Source organism: Pseudomonas sp. PGPPP1 (assembly GCF_002255865.1).
Taxonomy (GTDB): Bacteria; Pseudomonadota; Gammaproteobacteria; order Pseudomonadales; family Pseudomonadaceae; genus Aquipseudomonas; species Aquipseudomonas cremoris.
The window spans coordinates 289,675-308,197 of the sequence record NZ_NKIG01000001.1; the positions used below are offsets into that span (position 1 = coordinate 289,675).

Below are 18,523 nucleotides of genomic sequence, written 5' to 3' on the forward strand. Positions count from 1 at the left end.
TCATCGGAACGTGATGAGCTGCGGCGCCTTCAACAGTTGCAAGTGGGCATGACCGTTGAAGGAAGCCAGTGCCACCTCGCGACCGCGGAATTTCAGCTGGTTGAGCGAGGTGTTAACAATTTGCCAGTTCAGTTCGAACGCCTGCGCGGCAGGCATCCGGGTAATCAGGTGGAGCAGGGCAGTGATGGTGCCGCCGGAGGTGAACACCGCGATTTTCTGCGTGTTGTCTGCGGCTTCGAGGATGCGTTGCAAGCCACCCTGAACACGCTCGACAAATCCCAGCCAGCTTTCCAGGCCCGGCGGGTCGTAGGTGCCGGCGAGCCAACGTTCGATGATCAAGGCGAAGATGCGCTGGAATTCGCTGCGGTTCTGCGCGGCATTGCGCAGGATCTCCAGGGCATCGGGTTCGCTATTGAGCAGGTCGGGAAGCAGGGCGCGGATGATCGCGTCGGCATCGAATTCGTTGAAGGCGCTGTCGGTTTCCAGCGCCGGTACCGGCAGGCCGAGGGCGCTGTACTGATCGAAGGCGGCCGTGGCGGTGTGCTGCTGGCGGCGCAAGTCGCCGGCCACGCAACGGTCGAACACCAGGCCCATGTCCGCCAGGTGGCGACCCAGCACTTGGGCTTGCTCCACGCCAACGGGCGACAGCACGTCGTAGTCGTCTGCACCGAAGGAGGCTTGGCCATGTCGAATCAGATAGATGCTGCCCACGTCCGTTTTCCCGGTACGTTGAAAGTCTGGCGAGGTTATGAGGATGCCTGCGAGCTGTCAATGAAAAAACATACGCTTGTTTTAAAAGCTCGTTGGAGCGCTGCTTGCTGGCGGTTTGACCGCTGGCTCCAATGCGGTGCCGCCGGTATGCTGGGGCAATCCGCGCTTGGCGCACTGCACTTGTAAGGAGCAACATGGATTTTTTGGCCGAATACGCGAGCTTTCTGGCGAAGACCGTCACCCTGGTGGTCGCTATTCTGGTGGTACTGATCAGCTTCGCGGCCTTGCGCAGCAAAGGTCGTCGCAAGTCCGCCGGCCAATTGCAGGTCAGCAAGCTCAACGATTTCTACAAGGGCCTGCGCGAGCGCCTGGAGTCGACTTTGCTCGACAAGGACCAACTCAAAGCCCTGCGCAAGTCCGAAGGCAAGGCCGAAAAGAAGAAGGGCAAGCAGAAGGCCGAGGCCAAGCCACGGGTGTTCGTGCTGGATTTCGACGGCGATATCAAAGCCTCGGCTACCGAGAGCCTGCGCCATGAAATCACCGCGCTGCTGAGCCTGGCCACGCCGAAGGACGAAGTGGTACTGCGCCTGGAAAGCGGCGGTGGCATGGTCCACAGCTACGGCCTGGCGTCTTCGCAACTGGCGCGTATCCGCCAGGCGGGCGTGCCCCTGACCGTGTGCATCGACAAGGTCGCGGCCAGCGGTGGCTACATGATGGCGTGCATCGGTGAGAAGATCATCAGCGCGCCGTTTGCCATCCTAGGCTCCATCGGCGTGGTGGCGCAGTTGCCCAACGTCAACCGCCTGCTGAAAAAGCACGACATCGACTTTGAAGTGCTGACGGCTGGCGAGTACAAGCGCACCCTCACGGTGTTTGGCGAAAACACCGAGAAGGGTCGCGAGAAGTTCCAGGAAGACCTGGACATCACCCACCAACTGTTCAAGAACTTCGTGTCGCGCTACCGTCCGCAACTGGCGATTGATGAAGTCGCGACCGGAGAAGTGTGGCTGGGTGTTGCAGCGCTGGATAAGCAACTGGTGGACGAACTGCAAACCAGCGACGAGTACCTGGCCACCAAGGCCAAGACCGCCGAAGTGTTCCACCTGCACTACGCCGAGCGCAAGAGCTTGCAGGAGCGCGTAGGGCTGGCGGCCAGTGGGTCGGTGGATCGGGTGCTGTTGACCTGGTGGAGCCGTTTGACCCAGCAGCGCTTCTGGTAACCCGGTTAGGGAAATGGCGTTGATCCCTTGTGGGAGCGCGCTTGTGTGGGAGCTGGCTTGCCTGCGATAGAATCACCGCGGTGTGACTGACGCACCGCGGTGCCTGTATCGCGGGCAAGCCCGCTCCCACATTTAATTTTGTGCCAGCACGGAGGATGGTTGCGCCAAGGGAATCGGCTTTCTCATCAACATCCCCACCACCAACGCCCCCAGCAATCCCAACAACCCCGCCACCCACAACACCCCGCCAAACCCACCCACAAACGCCTGTCGTGCCAACGGCTGGACCACTGTTCGTGCGGTTTCTGGCAGCAAGCCCATGGCCGCCGGCATATCCCCGGCCACCACGCGTGATGCGATCCCGGCCACCTGCGCCTGCCACTGCCCGTCAATGCTCGCGCTCAACAGTTGCTCGCTATGGCTGCTCAACAAGGCGCCATACACCCCAATCGCCAACATGATTGCGCTGAATCGCATCGTGGTGCTCATGCCAGACGCCATCCCTGCCCGATCCCGTGGCACGCAGGCCATGATGTTTTTCTGGGTGTCGCCATTGAGCAATCCCGCACCGGCGCCGGTGACGGCAATCGCCAAGGCAAACGGTAAATAGCCACCGATGTGCACTGCCCAGGCGCTCAATAGATTGCCGCAGCCCACGAGTGTCAAGCCGGCAGCCATCATCGTTGCGGGTGCAAAGTGTCCTGCCAGGCGTGCGCCGATACGCGGGCAGATCAGCATGGTCAGGGCAAACGGCAACATGCCCAAGCCTGAGGCAATCGCGGAAAAGCCCAAGCCGTTCTGCAGGTAAAACGGCAGCAGCGTCATCATCACCTGGGCGCAACCGGCGTAGGCAAACATCCCCAGCAGGGCGCCGATAAAGCGCGGATGGCGGAATAGTTGCAGGTCGACCATTGGCCGTTGCTGCACGCGCTCGACGACGACAAATACACCCAGCAATGCCGCGCCGCCGATAAGTCGCGCGTAGGTCAGCGGGTTATCCCAGCCGATGCGGTTGGCCTCGATCAAACCCCAGATCAGGCACAACAGGCTGGCGCTGAAGGCCAGGCTGCCCCAAGGGTCGAGCCTGGCGGATTGAGCATCGCGCGATTCCGGGATAGCACGCAGCACCAGGCCCATCAGCACCAAGCCGACCGGCAAGTTGAGGTAGAAGATCCAGCGCCAGCCCAGGTATTGAGTGATCAGCCCGCCCAGGGTCGGCGCGGCGGTCATGGCCACGCCCATGCAGGCGCCCCAGAAGGCCCAGGCCTTGGCGCGTTCGACCTCATCGTGGAAAGTATGGCCGATGGACGCCAGCGCGGATGTCAGCAGCAACGCCGCGCCAACGCCTTTGATGGCGCGGGCGATGTCCAGAAATAGTGCAGTGGGCGCTGCGCCACAGCCCAGGGACGCGAGGATAAAAATGCTCAGCCCCCAGACCAGGGTTTTTTTGCGTCCGAAACGGTCGGCGATGCTGCCGGCAGGCAGTAGCAAGGCGGCGAATGCCAACATATAAGCACTGACCACCCACTCGATGTCGGCGAAGTTTGCCCCCAGGTCGCGAGCGATGCTCGGCAGGGTCACGGCGACGATATTGGTGTCGAGCACGATCAGCGAGCAGACGCCGGACGCGGTCAGCAAGGTGAGGCGTGGGCTGACGCGGCTCATGACTGGATTACCCGCAGGGCAATAGGTGGAACGCAGTTGACGGGCATCGCAAGGGCTCTCTACTGTTCTAGTCAGCCCAGCTTATGCGCGACTTGCGGTGTCTTTGTTAGCCGAGCCGAAGCACTTCATTACCTTTGAGCTAATCCTGAGATGGAAATCCGTCATTTTCGCTACTTCCTTGCCGTCGCCCGGCAGCGCAACTTTACCCGCGCTGCCGAGCAATTGGGTATTGCCCCGCCAACCTTGAGCCGGCAAATCCAGGACATGGAAGCCAGCCTGGGCACGCGCCTGTTCATTCGCCAGCAGCGCGAGGTGAGCCTGACCGAGGCTGGCGCCGCGCTGTTGATCGAGGCGGAGGCCACCGTGCGCCAGTTCGAATTTGCCCAGCGTAATGCCCAGCGTGCCGGGCGTGGCGAGATCGGTCATATCGAAGTGGGGTATGTGGCTTCGGCGGTGTACTCCGGGGTGTTGCAGCGCCAAATGCAGTCGTTTTGCCAGGCCTTTCCCGATGTCAGCGTGAACGTATGCGAATGCGCGATGGCCACGTTGCCAGGCGCAGTGGCGGATGGGCGCTGTGACATCGGCTATATCCGCTCGCCGATGACCTTGCCGGAGGGGGTAGAAGCGGTACGCCTGGACAGCGAAGGGTTCGTGCTGGCCTTGCCCCAGGATTCGTGGTTGCTGGGCTTGAAAGCCATTCGTTGCGAGCATTTGCAAAACGAGACGTTCATTTTGCCGGAGCAGATCAGCGGTACCTTGCAGGTGGCGGCCCAGGGTGGATTTGCGCCGCGCCTTGGCCCGCAGCCGGGTGGCTTGGTGGCGGTGGTGGCGCTGGTGTCATTGGGGCAGGGCGTTGCGTTGGTGCCGGCGTCGGTGGTGGGGCATGTGAGTTTGCCGGGGGTGGTGTACCGCACTGTGCAAGACAACGAGGCGTCATCCTGGCTTTCGTTGATACACCGGCGCTTTGAGAAAGCGCCGGCGGTGGCGCGGTATATCCAGCAGGTCAGGGCTCAAGCACAACCTTGAGCGACTTGTCGCCACGCTCCATCACCGCAAACGCTTCCTTGAAGTCTGCCAGGGCGAACTTGTGGGTGACCACGTCGCGCATGTCGATCTTGCGGTTGCCGATAAAGTCGATGGCGCGCGGGTACATGTAAGGCCCCAGGTGCGAGCCGAGTACGTCCAGCTCCTTGCGATCGCCAATGATCGACCAGTCCACCGTGGCCTCGTCATTGAACACACTGAACTCGACGAACCGCCCCAGTTTGCGCAGCATCGCCAGGCCCTGGTTCACCGCCTTGTGATGGCCGGTGGCTTCGATGTAGATGTCGCAACCGTAGCCGTCGGTGATTTCGCGGATCTTCGCCAGTACGTCTACTTCGGCCGGGTTCCACACTTCATCGGCACCCATGCGCAGGGCGAGGGCGGTGCGTTCGGGCTTCATGTCCAGCACGATGAGTTTCTTCGGGTTGCGCATGCGCACTGCGCCGATGATCCCCAGGCCCAACGTACCGGCGCCGGCGACTACCACCACGTCGTCGAAATCCACATTGGCGCGTTCGGCGGCGTGCAGCGAGCAGGCCAGGGGTTCGATCAGAATCGCTTCGTCAGGCGCGATCGAATCCGGCACTTTATGGATGATGCCTTCCTTGGTGAAGATCATGTACTGGGCCATGGCGCCCTGCACATTGTTCTGGAACCCATACAAGTCGTGCTTTTGGCACATCCAGTATTGGCCGTGGTTGCAAAAGCGGCAGCCCCAGCACGGCACGATCTGTTCGGAGATGACGCGGTCGCCGACCTTTACACCACGCTTTTCCGCGCCGGGGCCAAGGGCAACCACGCGGCACACGAATTCATGGCCTGGGATCATCGGCGGTTTCACGTAGCGCGGTTGCTCGGCATCGCCCCAGAACGAGGGCGCGCCGCGATAGGTCTTGATGTCACCCATGCAGATACCGCACAGCTCGACTTTGGTGAGGATCTCCTCGGGGCCGGGTGTGGGCACGTCGACGGTTTCCAGTCGATAGTCTTCCGGGCCGTAACAGACGACAGCTTGCATGGTTTTCGGAATGGTAGGGAGCAGTTGTTCTTGCGGGCGTTCGGTGACGGTGGACATGGCAGGCCTCATAACAAGAATGAACGGATCGCTCCCGCGCGAGGGGAGCGATCAACCGGCAGTGGGTTACTTGGCGCCGCTGACTTGCTTGTACAGCGCGTCGGCATTCGCATTGGTCACCGGTACCCACGGCAGGATGTAGTTCTTCGCGGTGCCGTCGCCCCATTTCACGTCCTTGGCGTAGCGCTCCCATATCACAGATTTGGGCTTGTAGTCGTCACCGGCCAAGGCGCGCAAGGCTACGTCCAATGCGCCCTGGGACTGGGCCTGGGCGTCTTGCAAGAAGGTCGTGACTTCGTCTTTCTTGGCCGCCTGGATCGCGTCCGGCATGCCATCAATGGACGTGACGGGCACGTCCTTGGAGGTCAATCCGTGGGACTTGAGCGCCTGTACGGCGCCGAGGGCCATGTCGTCGTTTTGTGCGATGACGCCGTTGATGCCCTTGGGGTGGGCATTCAGCCAGTCTTCAGTCAGCGTCATGGCTTGGGCGCGGTCCCAGTTGGCGGTCTTTTTCTCGATGATCTTAATGTCGGGGTGTTTGCTCAGGACTTCGAGCTCGCCTTTTTCGCGGTCGATTTGCGCGGACTGGCCAATTGGGCCCTGGATGATCACCACGTTGCCCTTGCCATTGAGTTTGTCGACCATGGCCTGGGCCTGCAGGCGACCGCCTTCGACGTCGTCGTTGCCCACGTAGGGCACCGAAGGGTCGGCGACCTTGGTGTTCGAGGCGATCACCACCACGTCGTTGCTCATGGCTTGCTTCACCGTGCCGACGCCGGCCTTGGTGTCGATGGGCACGAACAGGATGGCGTCGTAGTGCTGGGTCACCATGTTTTCGATCTGGTTGTTCTGGGTCAGCGCGTCGTAGTTGCCGTCGAACACTGTCAACTGCACCGTACCGTCTTTTACGGCAGGGTGTTCCTTGAGTTCACGCACCCAGTTCTGCATGAACTGGCCTTTGAGGCCGTAGACCGCGGCGCCGACCTTGTAGGTCTTGCCATCGGCGGCCAGGGCGATGCTGCTGGCAAGCAGGGAGAGGGCCGCAGCGGCGGCGAAGGTCGTACCAAGTTTCATGATGAGCACCCCATTTATTGTTGTAGTCAGTCGTTCATTCATTGCCTTGTCGTGAACATATGTTTATCAAATGAAATTCTGATCAGTCAAATCATTTTGCGTAAAACTTGAAAATAGGCGAATTAAAGGGTTTTATAGATTTTTTCCGTGTGCATGGCATGAATTTTGTTGGTTTTTATCTGTAATTAATTTCACTAGGTGATCATGTGATCGACTTGTGAGGCTGCGGTTTACAGATTTTGTAATAGTTTTGCGTTGTGGGCATTTTCTGTTTCGACTGTACGATTCAAGTCCTTTTCTCATTGCAGGACTTGCATGAACACCCTCTCGGAGCCTCCCAGTCGTCTTTCCCCAAGACACCCACTGCCGCCGTTCCCGCTGAAACATCCCGTATTCCGACTGCTAGCCTTGTACCGGTCCACTGACCGCGCATTGCCGTGCCCGGCATTCTGAAAATCGACTGAAGAGACTCAATAAATGGAATGGTTAGCGGATCCAACGGCCTGGCTCGGCCTGTTGACTTTGATTGTGCTGGAACTGGTGCTGGGCATCGACAACCTGGTGTTTATCGCGATTCTTGCGGACAAATTGCCACCGGAGCAGCGCGACCGTGCGCGCTTGATTGGTCTGTCCCTGGCGTTGCTGATGCGCCTGGGCTTGCTCGCGAGTATTTCCTGGTTGGTGACCCTCACCCAGCCGCTGTTCGAAGTGTTCGACAAAAGCTTCTCCGGCCGTGACCTGATTATGCTGTTTGGTGGTGTGTTCCTGTTGTTCAAGGCCACCATGGAATTGCACGAGCGCCTGGAAGGCCATGTGGCCCAACGCACTGGCAATGTGGCCTATGCGATGTTCTGGCCGATCGTGGCGCAGATCGTCGTGCTCGACGCGGTGTTCTCCCTGGACGCGGTGATCACCGCCGTGGGCATGGTGGATGAGCTGGCAGTGATGATGATCGCTGTGATCATTTCCATTGGCTTGATGATTGTCGCGAGCAAGCCGTTGACCCGCTTCGTCAACGCGCACCCCACAGTAATCATGCTGTGCCTGGGCTTTCTGATGATGATTGGTTTTGCCCTGACCGCCGAAGGCCTGGGTTTCCATATTCCGAAGGGCTACCTGTACGCGGCCATTGGGTTCTCGATTCTGATCGAAGTGTTCAACCAGATTGCCCGCGCGCGTCGCAAGAAATCGGCGCAGGGCACGTTGCCGATCCGCGAGCGAACTGCCCACGCAGTGATGCGCTTGCTGGGCGGCCGCAGCCTGGCAGTGGAAGAGGTGGGCGAAGACGTTGCCGACCTGTTGGGCGAACCGGACGCCGTGCAAGGCCCGCTGTTCGACCGTCGCGAGCGCGTGATGATCAGCGGTGTACTGCAATTGGCCGAGCGACCGATCCGCAGCTTGATGACGCCACGCGCCAAGGTTGACTACATCGACCTGGCCGATGACCCCGAGAGCATTCGTTTGAAGCTGATGCATTCGTCCTACTCGCGTCTGCCACTGATCCGCAACGGCGCGGTGGATGAACCGCTGGGCTTTGTGCACAAGAAGGAACTGCTCAAGGAATACCTGGCCGGTAACGAGCCCAACCTGGAGCATCTGGCGCGTCGGGCGATCAACCTGCTGGACAGCTTCTCGGTGCTCAATGCCCTTGAGCAAATGCGCCAGGAATCGACCCACATCGCGTTCGTGATCAACGAGTTCGGCGACTTCATGGGCGTGTTGAGCATGACTGACATTCTTGAATCCATCGCCGGTGAGCTGCCTGACGCCAGCGAAATCGAGGGGCCAGACATCGTCGATGAGGGGCAGGGGTTCCGTGTCAATGGCGCCTTGAACCTCAACCAGGTCCGACAGCGTAGCGGCTTCCAGGCGGTGGCCACCGAGGACTACCAGACCCTGGCTGGCCTGCTGATGAGTCTGTTGGATCGCCTGCCGGTGGTGGGCGACAGTCTGGTGCATGAGGGCTGGCGCCTGACCGTGGCAGCAGTGGAAGACCGCCGGGTCACTCAGGTTAACCTGCAACGGTGCTCGGAGGGCTGACGCAGGGGCCATTCAAATGCAAGCGCCCAGGCCCTGCGCCTGGGCTTTACCGCTCGCTTGAGGGCAACCCTTTAGTTCAATGCGACACCGCTGAATTTCACCACATTGTCCTCGCCCTTGAGGCTACGAAACCTGACCTTGAGTGCTGGGATGCTCTCCAGCTTCCCGCGTACAGGCTGGAATACCAGCGTTACGCGGGTGGGGACATTGCGTACCAGTGCAAAAGCGTTCCACTGATCAGACTTCGATTGGCCAACCTGAAGTTGCTCCACATCCAGGGAGCCCCCGGTTTTTTCAAACAGGGTACTTTGCTTGAGGTCTCGTATTTCGCGGTCGACATTGGTGTTGGTCAGCTCCAGCACGCAGTTGGGTGCCTGGCCGATCTGCTCACACTCCAGCAGTTCAATGCGTACACCGTCCACCAACTCGATGCGCTTGCCAAACAGGTTGGCGCCGTCGTTTTCGATCATCAACTTCTGTGACTGGGCAAATTCGAAAGTGGGTTTTGCGTACTCGCTACCCAAGATGAAAAAGCCGCCGGCCATTAGCACCGCCAGGATTACCGAGAGCGTGCCCTTGATTGCATCCGGCAGCCGACGCGCCTGCCAGCCAATCGACAAGGCGGCGAGGAACAGGAACACGCTGATCACCAGGATCAGGTTTTTCCAGTTGAGAAAGCCAAAGCCAAATACGCTGGGGTCGGGAAACACATAGGTGATCAGCGCCCACATGGCTCCCAGCGTGGCGCTGATGCCGGCCATGACTTTGGTGATTGCAACGTTAAGGCGTTTTTGCGGAAGCAGCGGAGTGTCCATAGGGGGAAGAAATCCATCGAAGCGGTAGAGGGGGCAGGTCAGTATTGGGTGAAGGCATTGAGCCATTATCCAGTAAGTGGCTGCCACGTAAAGCATTTCGATGGAGTGCCTGTTAAGCGTAGGCCGCGAGTGGGCTTACGGTGGCACGTGAAACGTAAAACGGTCCTTGCCCGTGTGCTTTGACTCATACAGCGCCTGGTCTGCCTTGATCAGTGCCTGATTCAAGGTTTCACCATCCTCCACTCGTGCCAGGCCGATGCTGATGGTCACCGGGTGTGGGGTGGGTTCTTCGCGCACGCGGCGACAGAGCAGGGCGGCCAACTGCTCGACGTCGTCGTGTCGCACTCCTGCCAGATAGATCCCGAACTCTTCGCCGCCCAGGCGGGCGTAGTCAAAGTCGACCATCACGCCCTTGATGTCTTGGGCCACGCGTTTAAGCACTTCGTCGCCAATATCGTGGCCGTACACGTCGTTCACTTTCTTGAAATTGTCGATGTCGATCATTGCCAGGTAATGGTCATGGGCGCGGGGCTTGTGGTCGAGTTTCTTTCCGGCGCTGGTCATGAAGGAACGGCGGTTGGGGATCTCGGTCAGTGGGTCGACGTAGGCCTGCTCCAGCAGCAGCTTGGCCATGATGTAGTTGCTCAACTTGAGTTGGCGCAGCTTCAAGAAGCTGTAGAGGGTGAGTGCGCTCAGGAAGACTGCGTAGAAGAGCACCATGGTGCCTTTGACTTCCAGCAGCGAGGTCTCGGTCAGGTAGAACGGGTTCAGCAGCACCCAAGTGATCAGCAGCGCGGTCACGAAGGACCAGCGGCTCAGCGGCAGTACCGAGGCGCTGTAGAGGATGGTCGAGGCGCCGAGAATCAGCCAGCCGGGGTGCAGGACCATCGGCAAACCTTCGATCACCAAGCGGATGCCGGTCGCGATAATGCTGACAAAGGCCAGGTTGATCCATTGGAAGTAGCGCACGCGTCGGTTGAAGGCCAGTACCAGCAGGTTGATCACCAAGAGGCTGAGAAAGATCATCGAATAGAAGGTAAAACCCTGCTGCCCGGGAAAACTGACGATCAGGTTGAACGCCAGCCAGATACTGATACTCGCGCCATAGACCAGCAGGCAGAAAGGCTTGAGTCGCTCGAAATCATGCTGGGCGAACTCACGTTGCAAGGCGGGTGAGGGGTGTTTCTTCAGGACTTCGGCTTCAATGGTCTTGAGCATCGCTGACCCTGGTTCGGCTGAGACTGCTTTGAGCAGCGTAGACGGTGGTCAGGGGTGTGCAAGACACGGTTTGCCTAGTGGGCCTTGGTGTAGCGCTTGAAGGTTTGTTCGACCAATTGCGCTTGTCCCTCTTTGGGGCCGAACCCCTTGAGTTTTTCCATCAGCACGCCGTCCAGGTAGACGAGCAAGGTCGGCGTGCCTCTGACTTCGAGGTGCCTGGGGGTTTCTGCGCAATCGAGCACCAGGCTCACCACCCATGGATATTTGCTGGCGATCAATTCGAACAAGGGGCCAGCATCGGCACAAGCGGGGCAATGCTCCGAGACAAACAGCAGGAACACCGGGTGTGGCGTCTTCAGTACCTGTTCAAACTGTTCGGCATTGGCGATGGTGGCCGTGGCAATCCCCATGGTGATCTCCCTTTTGCGTCGTGGGTTTTTGCCAACGCTAAGCCGGGGTATTGCAGCCGTCTACTGTCAACCTTTACAGGTCGATGTCGCGTTCCAGTCGTTCCCGTTCCTTGCGCGCCTGGCTCGCGCATTTCTTGTATTCCTCATTGTCCCGGGAGGCCTTGGCCTTGCGGTAGCCGTGATGGTTCTGGCCGGTGTAGTTGGTGCTCAAGACGTCGTGGAGCTTGCGCAGTTCTTCCTTGCAATCGCGGCGGTCGTTGCTGGCGGTGGCGCTGCCGGCGACCAGAAAGCAGAGTACTAGCAGAGTGAGTCGACACTTCATCGGGGCACGGTCCTTGTCGGCAGGGATGTGCCAAGGCTAGTTCAGCATGGGGATTTTTCCACGCTGCGAGCGCACTGCAATGGTGCGCGGTGACGCCGTTGTGGCGCGCTCGGGTGGGGCCTGTCACCCCAGTGTGGGGCCTTGGGTAGCAATGTGAATTCTCGTGCTGGCGTAACGCCGTACTCGCCACATAACGCTATCTATCTGATTTATAAGCGTTTTATTTCGATCATGTTTTTCTGTTACGGCGTGTGGCACACTTTCTGCTGTCTATTCCGTTGTTACATACTAAGTTCCGGTATAGCGGAATACACAACTCCTGGAGTGCTTGTCATGCATCACCGACCTTCCGTGTTTAAAGCGTGTGTTTTTCTCTTCGCCGCATCGGCTTCCCTCGCAAGCGTAGTGCAGGCGGCGGACAGCAAGCTCGATGATGTGCTCAAGCGTGGGCACCTGATCGTGGGTACAGGCAGTACCAATGCGCCGTGGCACTTCCAGGGAGCGGATGGCAAGTTGCAAGGTTTTGATATCGACATCGGCCGCATTGTGGCCAAGGGTCTGTTCAACGACCCGAGCAAAGTCGAGTTTGTGGTGCAGTCTTCCGACGCACGTATTCCCAACCTGCTGACCGACAAGGTCGACATGAGTTGCCAGTTCATTACCGTCACCGCCAGCCGTGCACAGCAGGTCGCGTTCACCCTGCCGTACTACCGCGAAGGCGTGGGCCTGTTGTTGCCGAACAACAGCAAATACAAAGAGATCGAAGACCTGCAAGCCGCCGGCGACGGCGTGACCGTGGCCGTGCTGCAAAACGTGTACGCCGAAGAACTGGTGCACCAGGCGCTGCCCAAAGCCAAGGTCGACCAGTACGACAGCGTCGACCTGATGTACCAGGCCGTGAACTCCGGTCGCGCCGATGCGGCCGCCACCGACCAGTCCTCGGTCAAGTACCTGATGGTGCAGAACCCTGGCCGCTACCGCAGCCCGACCTACGCGTGGAGCCCGCAGACCTACGCGTGCGCGGTCAAACGTGGCGACCAGGACTGGTTGAACTTCGTCAACACCGCCCTGCATGAAGCCATGACCGGTGTGGAGTTCCCGACTTACAAGGCCTCGTTCAAGCAATGGTTTGGCGTGGACCTGCCGGAGCCGGCCATCGGCTTCCCGGTTGAGTTCAAGTAAATCGTAAACGCCGGGGCGCCGCCGACGGCGCCCCATTCAGGTACTGCCGACCATGAACTATCAGTTGAACTTTGCCGCCGTGTGGCGCGACTTCCCCAGCTTGCTGGCGGGGCTCGGCCTGGGCCTTGAGCTGGCGCTGTTGTCGATCGCCATCGGCTGCGTGATCGGCTTGATGATGGCGTTTGCCATGCTGTCCAAGCACCGTGCGTTGCGAATCTTCGCCTCGGTGTACGTGACGGTGATCCGCAATACGCCGATCCTCGTGCTGATCCTGTTGATCTACTTTGCGTTGCCGAGCCTTGGGATTCGCCTCGACAAAATCCCTTCGTTCATCATCACCCTGTCGTTGTACGCCGGTGCCTATCTGACCGAAGTATTCCGCGCCGGGCTGTTGAATATTCCCAAGGGCTTGCGTGAAGCCGGGTTGGCCATCGGCTTGGGCGAATGGCGTATCCGCGCCTACATCACCGTGCCGGTGATGCTGCGCAACGTGCTGCCCGCGCTGTCGAACAACTTCATTTCGCTGTTCAAGGACACCTCGCTGGCTGCTGCGATTGCGGTACCGGAGCTGACCTATTACGCCCGCAAGATCAACGTCGAAAGCTACCGGGTGATTGAAACCTGGCTGGTCACGACGGCGCTCTACGTGGCTGCCTGTTACCTCATTGCCATGCTGCTCCGTTACTTGGAACAGCGTCTGGCGATCCGTCGTTAAGGAGGGCTTTCATGTACGAGTCCCCAAGCTGGCTGCATGAGTTGTGGATCGCCCGGGATACACTGTGGGCGGGCTTTCAAGCCAGTGTTTATGTCTCTGCGTTGGCGATTATCTTCGGCACCCTGATCGGCATTGTCGCCGGGTTGATCCTGACCTACGGCAAGTTCTGGATGCGTGCACCGTTTCGCCTGTATGTCGATTTGATCCGTGGCACACCGGTGTTTGTGCTGGTGCTGGCGTGTTTCTACATGCTGCCGGCACTCGGTTGGCAGATCACCGCGTTCCAGGCCGGTGCGGTCGGGCTCACATTGTTCTGTGGCTCACACGTCTCGGAAATCGTGCGCGGTGCGCTGCAAGCCATTCCCCGTGGGCAACTGGAAGCGGGCAAGGCAATCGGCCTGACGTTCTACCAGTCCCTCGGCTATGTGCTGCTGCCCCAGGCGCTGCGCCAGATACTGCCGACCTGGGTCAATTCCTCCACGGAAATCGTCAAGGCCTCGACGTTGCTATCGGTAATCGGCGTAGCCGAGTTGCTGCTTAGTACCCAGCAAGTCATCGCACGCACGTTCATGACGCTGGAGTTCTACCTGTTCGCGGGTTTTCTGTTCTTTGTCATCAACTACGCCATCGAGTTATTCGGGCGCTACATTGAAAAGCGGGTGGCCTTGCCATGAACCAACCTCAAACCAACCAACCGCTGCTGAACATCCGTGGCCTGCGTAAACAATATGGCGAGGTCGAAGTGCTCAAGGGCGTCGACCTGTCCATGCAGCGCGGCAACGTGGTGACCTTGATCGGCTCCAGCGGCTCGGGCAAGACCACCTTGCTGCGGTGCGTCAACTTGCTGGAAGAATTCCAGGGTGGCCAGATCACCCTGGATGGCGAGTCCATCGGCTACAGCGAAGTCGCCGGCAAGCGTGTGCGCCATCCTGAACGGGTGATTGCCCAGCACCGCGCAATGACCGGCATGGCGTTCCAGCAGTTCAACCTGTTTCCGCACCTGACCGCCTTGCAAAACGTCACCCTCGGCCTGCTCAAGGTCAAGAAGATGGGCAAGGACGAAGCCGTGGCCCTGGCCGAAAAATGGCTGGAGCGCGTCGGCCTGCTGGAGCGTCGCAACCACTTCCCCGGCCAGCTTTCCGGTGGCCAGCAACAGCGCGTGGCGATTGCCCGCGCCATTGCGATGAACCCCAGCCTGATGCTGTTTGACGAAGTCACCTCGGCCCTCGACCCGGAGCTGGTGGGCGAAGTGCTCAGCGTGATCAATGGGCTGGCAGAGGAGGGCATGACCATGTTGCTGGTCACCCACGAAATGCGCTTTGCCTATGAAGTCTCGGACAAGATCGTATTCATGAACCAGGGTCGCATTGAAGAGCAGGGCACCTCGAAGGACATCTTCGAACGCCCGCAATCGCCGCGCCTGGCGGAATTTTTGAAGAACATTCGTTTTTAATCAGGAGCACATTTTATGAGCATTACTCGTTACGGCACCGGCAGCACCGCCGGCGGCGGCCAGCCTCGTCCTTTCGCCCGTGCGGTGGAAGCGGACGGCTGGCTCTACGTCTCGGGCCAGGTGCCAGCGGTGGACGGTGAAATCATCAGCGGTGGCATCGTCGAGCAAACCCGCCAGACCATGCGCAACGTGGTCGCGATCCTCGAAGAGGCCGGCTACGAGTTGAAAGACGTGGTGCGCGTGGGCGTTTGGCTGGAAGACCCGCGAGACTTCTGGAGTTTCAACAAGGTGTTCGGCGAATACTTCACCCCGGAACACGCCCCGGCACGCGCCTGTGTTCAAGCCAACATGATGGTGGATTGCAAGGTGGAGATTGATTGCGTGGCCTACAAGAAAAAAGGCTAAATGCCCTAGCTTGGAAACCACAGAAAATTCCTTGTGGGAGCGGGCCTGCCCGCGATGACGGAGTGTCAGTCGGCCCATCCACCAATGACCCACCGCAATCACGGGCAAGCCCGTTCCCACAGGGGATCACCGTGCCGCACATACCTTTGACCGGATCCACACTGCCATGACCGAAGACACCATCAAGCGCCGCGCCAAAGGACTGGACCGTGCGTTCGATATCCTCGATTTTCTCAAGGAAATCGGCCAGCCCTTGCGCCCGAATGATATTGCCAGCGGCATCGGCAGCCCCAAGTCCACTGTCTACGAATTGGTCGCGTCCCTGCTGGAACGACGCATCCTGGAAACCGTGGGCAAGGATGGTCACGTCTACCTTGGCCGCCAACTGTATTTTCTCGGACAAGCGCATTTGCGCCATTTCGACCTGACCCGTGAGGCCGACCACGCCTTGCAGGAGATCGTCAGCCAGACCCACGAAACCGCACAGATGTGCCTGCTCAATGGGCGCAAATACACGGTGGCGCTGATGCGCGAAGGCGAGCGGCATTTCCGTATTTCCTCGGACATCGGTGAAAACGCGCCGATCCCCTGGACCGCCTCCGGGCGCTTGCTGCTGGGGCACTTGAGCGATCAGCAAATCATCGACCTGATCGACCACGACGACTTCATCCTGCCGGACGGCCAGCGTTTGCCGCTGGACACCTTCCTGGCGCAAATCCGTCAGGCCACCCTCGATGGCTTCTTTTCCTTCGACAGCGTGGCCGACACCTTTACCCATTGCTTTGCCGCCCCGGTGCGGGACGGGCAAGGCATCAGCATTGCGACGTTGTGCATCGTCGCCCCTCGGGCCGATGCCATCAAACACTACAACGACTATCGCCGGGTGTTGATCGAAAGCGCCAACAACCTGGCCCGTCGCATCAACGAATAGGAGCATTTCATGTCTGCCATCAATGCCGTTGAAAAGGGTGCCGCCGCCGTCGGTGCCCACCTGGTCCGCGACGTCAGCCTGCCGGCCCTGGTGCTGCACCGGGACGCCCTGGAACACAACATTCGCTGGATGCAGGACTTCGTCAGCAACAGCGGCGCCGAACTGGCGCCCCATGGCAAGACCAGCATGATGCCGGCGCTGTTTCAGCGCCAAATCGCCGCCGGCGCCTGGGGCATCACCCTGGCCAACGCCGTGCAGACCCGCGCAGCCTATGCCGGTGGCGTGCGTCGCGTACTGATGGCCAACCAACTGGTGGGCGCGCCGAACATGGCGTTGATTGCCGACCTGCTGGCCGACAAGGATTTTGATTTCCACTGCATGGTCGATCACCCGGACAACGTTGCCGACCTGGGCCTGTTCTTCGCTGCCCGTGGCCTGCGCCTCAACGTGATGATCGAGTACGGCGTTGTTGGCGGGCGTTGTGGCTGCCGCAGCGAGCAGGAAGTGCGCGAGCTGGCCAAGGCAATCAAGGCCCAGCCAGCCCTGGCCCTTACCGGCATCGAAGGGTACGAAGGCGTGATCCACGGCGAGCACGCCATCAGTGGTATCCGCGATTTCGCCGCCAGCCTGGTGCGCCTGGCGGTCGACCTGCAAAACAATGGCTCTTTTGACCTGCCCAAGCCCATCGTCACCGCATCGGGTTCGGCCTGGTACGACCTGATCGCCGAGTCTTTCGAGGAGCAAAACGCCGCTGGCCGCTTCCTCAGCGTGCTGCGTCCGGGCAGCTACGTGGCCCATGACCACGGTATCTACAAAGAAGCGCAATGCTGTGTACTCGACCGCCGCAGCGACCTGAGCGAAGGCCTGCGCCCGGCGTTGGAAGTCTGGGCTCATGTGCAATCGCTGCCGGAACCGGGCTTTGCCGTGATCGCGCTGGGCAAGCGCGACGTGGCCTACGACGCCGGGTTGCCAGTGCCGCTCAAGCGCTACAAAGCCGGTATCTTGCCGGCAGAGGGCGATGACGTTGGCGCGTGCAAGGTCACGGCGGTAATGGACCAGCATGCGTTCATGACCATCGCACCGGGGGTTGAGTTGCATATTGGCGACATCATTTCGTTCGGTACTTCGCACCCTTGCCTGACCTTCGACAAGTGGCAGGTGGGGTGTTTGGTGGATGAGCAGTTGCAGGTGATCGAGAGTCTGCATACCTGCTTCTAGACCGCGTCGTGGCCATCGCAGGCAAGCCAGCTCCCACAGTTTGAATTGTGAATACCTTCAACTGTGGGAGCTGGCTTGCCTGCGATGGGGCCCTAAAGAACACCCGAGATGCTAGCCATGACTACCCAACCCCGCATCGCCCTCATCGGCGAATGCATGATCGAACTGCAACACCGCGCCGACGGCAGCCTGCACCAGAGCTTCGGCGGCGACACCTTGAACACGGCGGTGTACCTGCGTCGCGAGCTGGGCGATATCGGCAGCGTCGACTACGTGACAGCGCTGGGCGACGACAGCTTCAGCGACGCCATGTGCCAGCAATGGACTGACGAAGGCCTCGGCCTCGGCTTGGTCCAGCGCCTGCCCGGGCGGTTGCCGGGTTTGTACTGCATCCAGACCGATGCCAAGGGCGAACGTAAATTCCTCTACTGGCGCAACGAAGCGGCCGTGCGTGACTGCTTCACCATGCCCGCCGCCGAACCGATCCTGGCCGCGTTGCCGGATTACGACGTGGTGTATTTCAGTGGCATCACCCTCGCCGTGTTGGGGGAAGTGGGGCGTGAGCGCTTGCTGCAAGCCCTCGTCGAAACTCGCCGGCGTGGCGCCAAGGTGGTGTTCGACAACAACTATCGGCCACGTCTGTGGGCCAGCGTCGAGGTCGCGCGCGCGGCGTATCACACGGTATTGGCGCAGGTGGACATAGCCTTGCTGACCGAGGATGACGAGTTGGCGTTGTTCGGTTATGCCGACAGCGAGCAGGTGTTTGCGGCGTACCCGGCGATTGAGGAAGTGGTGCTCAAGCGTGGCGCGGATGCCTGTTTGATTCGTTCTGCGGGTGAGCGCTTTTCAGTGCCGGCAGTGAAGGTCGAGAAGGTGGTGGATACGACGGCGGCGGGGGATTCGTTCAGTGCGGCGTATCTGGCCAGTCGGCTCAAGGGGGGATCGCCTGAGCAGGCTGCGGTGGCGGGGCATGGGTTGGCGAGTCGGGTCATTCAGGTGCCGGGGGCTTTGATTCCTCGGTGAAT

General features: G+C 59.9%; 19 protein-coding genes. 11 read left to right on the top strand and 8 right to left on the bottom strand.

All coding sequences use genetic code 11. The annotated features are described in order from the left end of the window. Positions 1-711: a histidine phosphatase family protein gene (locus CFE47_RS01390; RefSeq protein WP_286835164.1), complete on the bottom strand. Its 711-nt coding sequence runs from the start codon at positions 709-711 to the stop codon at positions 1-3. A 194-nt stretch (positions 712-905) separates the two neighbouring features. On the opposite strand from CFE47_RS01390, the gene sohB reads away from it, so the two are divergent. Continuing rightward, positions 906-1,931, top strand: a complete 1,026-nt coding sequence (gene sohB, locus CFE47_RS01395) for a protease SohB (RefSeq protein ID WP_185705434.1) — start codon at positions 906-908, stop codon at positions 1,929-1,931. A 132-nt stretch (positions 1,932-2,063) separates the two neighbouring features. Here the strand turns inward: sohB and CFE47_RS01400 are convergent, their stop codons facing one another. Continuing rightward, positions 2,064-3,596 carry an MFS transporter gene (locus CFE47_RS01400; protein WP_286835165.1) on the bottom strand — a complete coding sequence of 511 codons (1,533 nt, stop codon included), beginning with the start codon at positions 3,594-3,596 and terminating at the stop codon, positions 2,064-2,066. Positions 3,597-3,746: 150 nt separating this feature from the next. Here CFE47_RS01400 and CFE47_RS01405 point away from each other — a divergent pair, with 150 nt between their 5' ends. Beyond that, complete coding sequence (locus CFE47_RS01405) at positions 3,747-4,622, top strand: LysR family transcriptional regulator (protein ID WP_286835166.1); 876 nt, start codon at positions 3,747-3,749, stop codon at positions 4,620-4,622. On the opposite strand, the gene CFE47_RS01410 is transcribed toward CFE47_RS01405, so the two are convergent. Both CFE47_RS01410 and CFE47_RS01415 read right to left on the bottom strand, forming a co-directional pair. Beyond that, entirely contained in the window at positions 4,600-5,715 is a 1,116-nt protein-coding gene (locus tag CFE47_RS01410) for an MDR/zinc-dependent alcohol dehydrogenase-like family protein (protein WP_286835167.1), read from the bottom strand. The two genes, CFE47_RS01405 and CFE47_RS01410, sit on opposite strands and share 23 nt — an antisense overlap. Before the next feature lie 66 nt (positions 5,716-5,781). Beyond that, positions 5,782-6,789 (bottom strand): substrate-binding domain-containing protein, encoded by a 1,008-nt coding sequence (locus CFE47_RS01415; protein ID WP_286835168.1) that lies wholly within the window; start codon positions 6,787-6,789, stop codon positions 5,782-5,784. A gap of 477 nt (positions 6,790-7,266) precedes the next feature. Here CFE47_RS01415 and CFE47_RS01420 point away from each other — a divergent pair, with 477 nt between their 5' ends. Next, complete coding sequence (locus CFE47_RS01420) at positions 7,267-8,829, top strand: TerC family protein (protein WP_286835169.1); 1,563 nt, start codon at positions 7,267-7,269, stop codon at positions 8,827-8,829. Between the two features lie 71 nt (positions 8,830-8,900). Here the strand turns inward: CFE47_RS01420 and CFE47_RS01425 are convergent, their stop codons facing one another. The 4 genes from CFE47_RS01425 to CFE47_RS01440 all read right to left on the bottom strand — a co-directional run bounded on the left by CFE47_RS01425 (position 8,901) and on the right by CFE47_RS01440 (position 11,594). Then, positions 8,901-9,644, bottom strand: coding sequence for a hypothetical protein (locus tag CFE47_RS01425; protein WP_286835170.1), 744 nt, complete (start codon positions 9,642-9,644; stop codon positions 8,901-8,903). Positions 9,645-9,779: 135 nt separating this feature from the next. Continuing rightward, positions 9,780-10,862: a GGDEF domain-containing protein gene (locus tag CFE47_RS01430; protein ID WP_286835171.1), complete on the bottom strand. Its 1,083-nt coding sequence runs from the start codon at positions 10,860-10,862 to the stop codon at positions 9,780-9,782. Between the two features lie 74 nt (positions 10,863-10,936). Beyond that, entirely contained in the window at positions 10,937-11,272 is a 336-nt protein-coding gene (locus CFE47_RS01435) for a thioredoxin family protein (RefSeq protein WP_286835172.1), read from the bottom strand. A 73-nt stretch (positions 11,273-11,345) separates the two neighbouring features. Beyond that, positions 11,346-11,594 (bottom strand): hypothetical protein, encoded by a 249-nt coding sequence (locus CFE47_RS01440; protein WP_286835173.1) that lies wholly within the window; start codon positions 11,592-11,594, stop codon positions 11,346-11,348. Positions 11,595-11,927: 333 nt separating this feature from the next. Here CFE47_RS01440 and CFE47_RS01445 point away from each other — a divergent pair, with 333 nt between their 5' ends. The 8 genes from CFE47_RS01445 to CFE47_RS01480 all read left to right on the top strand — a co-directional run bounded on the left by CFE47_RS01445 (position 11,928) and on the right by CFE47_RS01480 (position 18,521). Further along, positions 11,928-12,776, top strand: a complete 849-nt coding sequence (locus CFE47_RS01445) for a transporter substrate-binding protein (protein WP_065907736.1) — start codon at positions 11,928-11,930, stop codon at positions 12,774-12,776. A 52-nt stretch (positions 12,777-12,828) separates the two neighbouring features. Continuing rightward, positions 12,829-13,491, top strand: coding sequence for an amino acid ABC transporter permease (locus tag CFE47_RS01450; protein WP_185705451.1), 663 nt, complete (start codon positions 12,829-12,831; stop codon positions 13,489-13,491). Between the two features lie 11 nt (positions 13,492-13,502). Further along, positions 13,503-14,165: an amino acid ABC transporter permease gene (locus tag CFE47_RS01455; RefSeq protein WP_025857548.1), complete on the top strand. Its 663-nt coding sequence runs from the start codon at positions 13,503-13,505 to the stop codon at positions 14,163-14,165. Continuing rightward, positions 14,162-14,944: an amino acid ABC transporter ATP-binding protein gene (locus CFE47_RS01460; protein WP_286835174.1), complete on the top strand. Its 783-nt coding sequence runs from the start codon at positions 14,162-14,164 to the stop codon at positions 14,942-14,944. Before CFE47_RS01455 ends, CFE47_RS01460 begins: the two co-directional genes overlap by 4 nt. 15 nt (positions 14,945-14,959) lie before the next feature. Next, positions 14,960-15,349 (top strand): RidA family protein, encoded by a 390-nt coding sequence (locus CFE47_RS01465; RefSeq protein ID WP_005788829.1) that lies wholly within the window; start codon positions 14,960-14,962, stop codon positions 15,347-15,349. A 166-nt stretch (positions 15,350-15,515) separates the two neighbouring features. Next, positions 15,516-16,280 (top strand): IclR family transcriptional regulator, encoded by a 765-nt coding sequence (locus CFE47_RS01470; protein WP_185705455.1) that lies wholly within the window; start codon positions 15,516-15,518, stop codon positions 16,278-16,280. A 9-nt stretch (positions 16,281-16,289) separates the two neighbouring features. Further along, on the top strand, positions 16,290-17,498 hold the full coding sequence (locus CFE47_RS01475; protein ID WP_286835175.1) for an amino acid deaminase: 1,209 nt from the start codon (positions 16,290-16,292) through the stop codon (positions 17,496-17,498). Positions 17,499-17,615: 117 nt separating this feature from the next. After that, a complete protein-coding gene (locus CFE47_RS01480) occupies positions 17,616-18,521 on the top strand; it encodes a sugar kinase (RefSeq protein ID WP_286835176.1) in 906 nt (301 codons plus the stop codon). Positions 18,522-18,523: the final 2 nt, after the last annotated feature.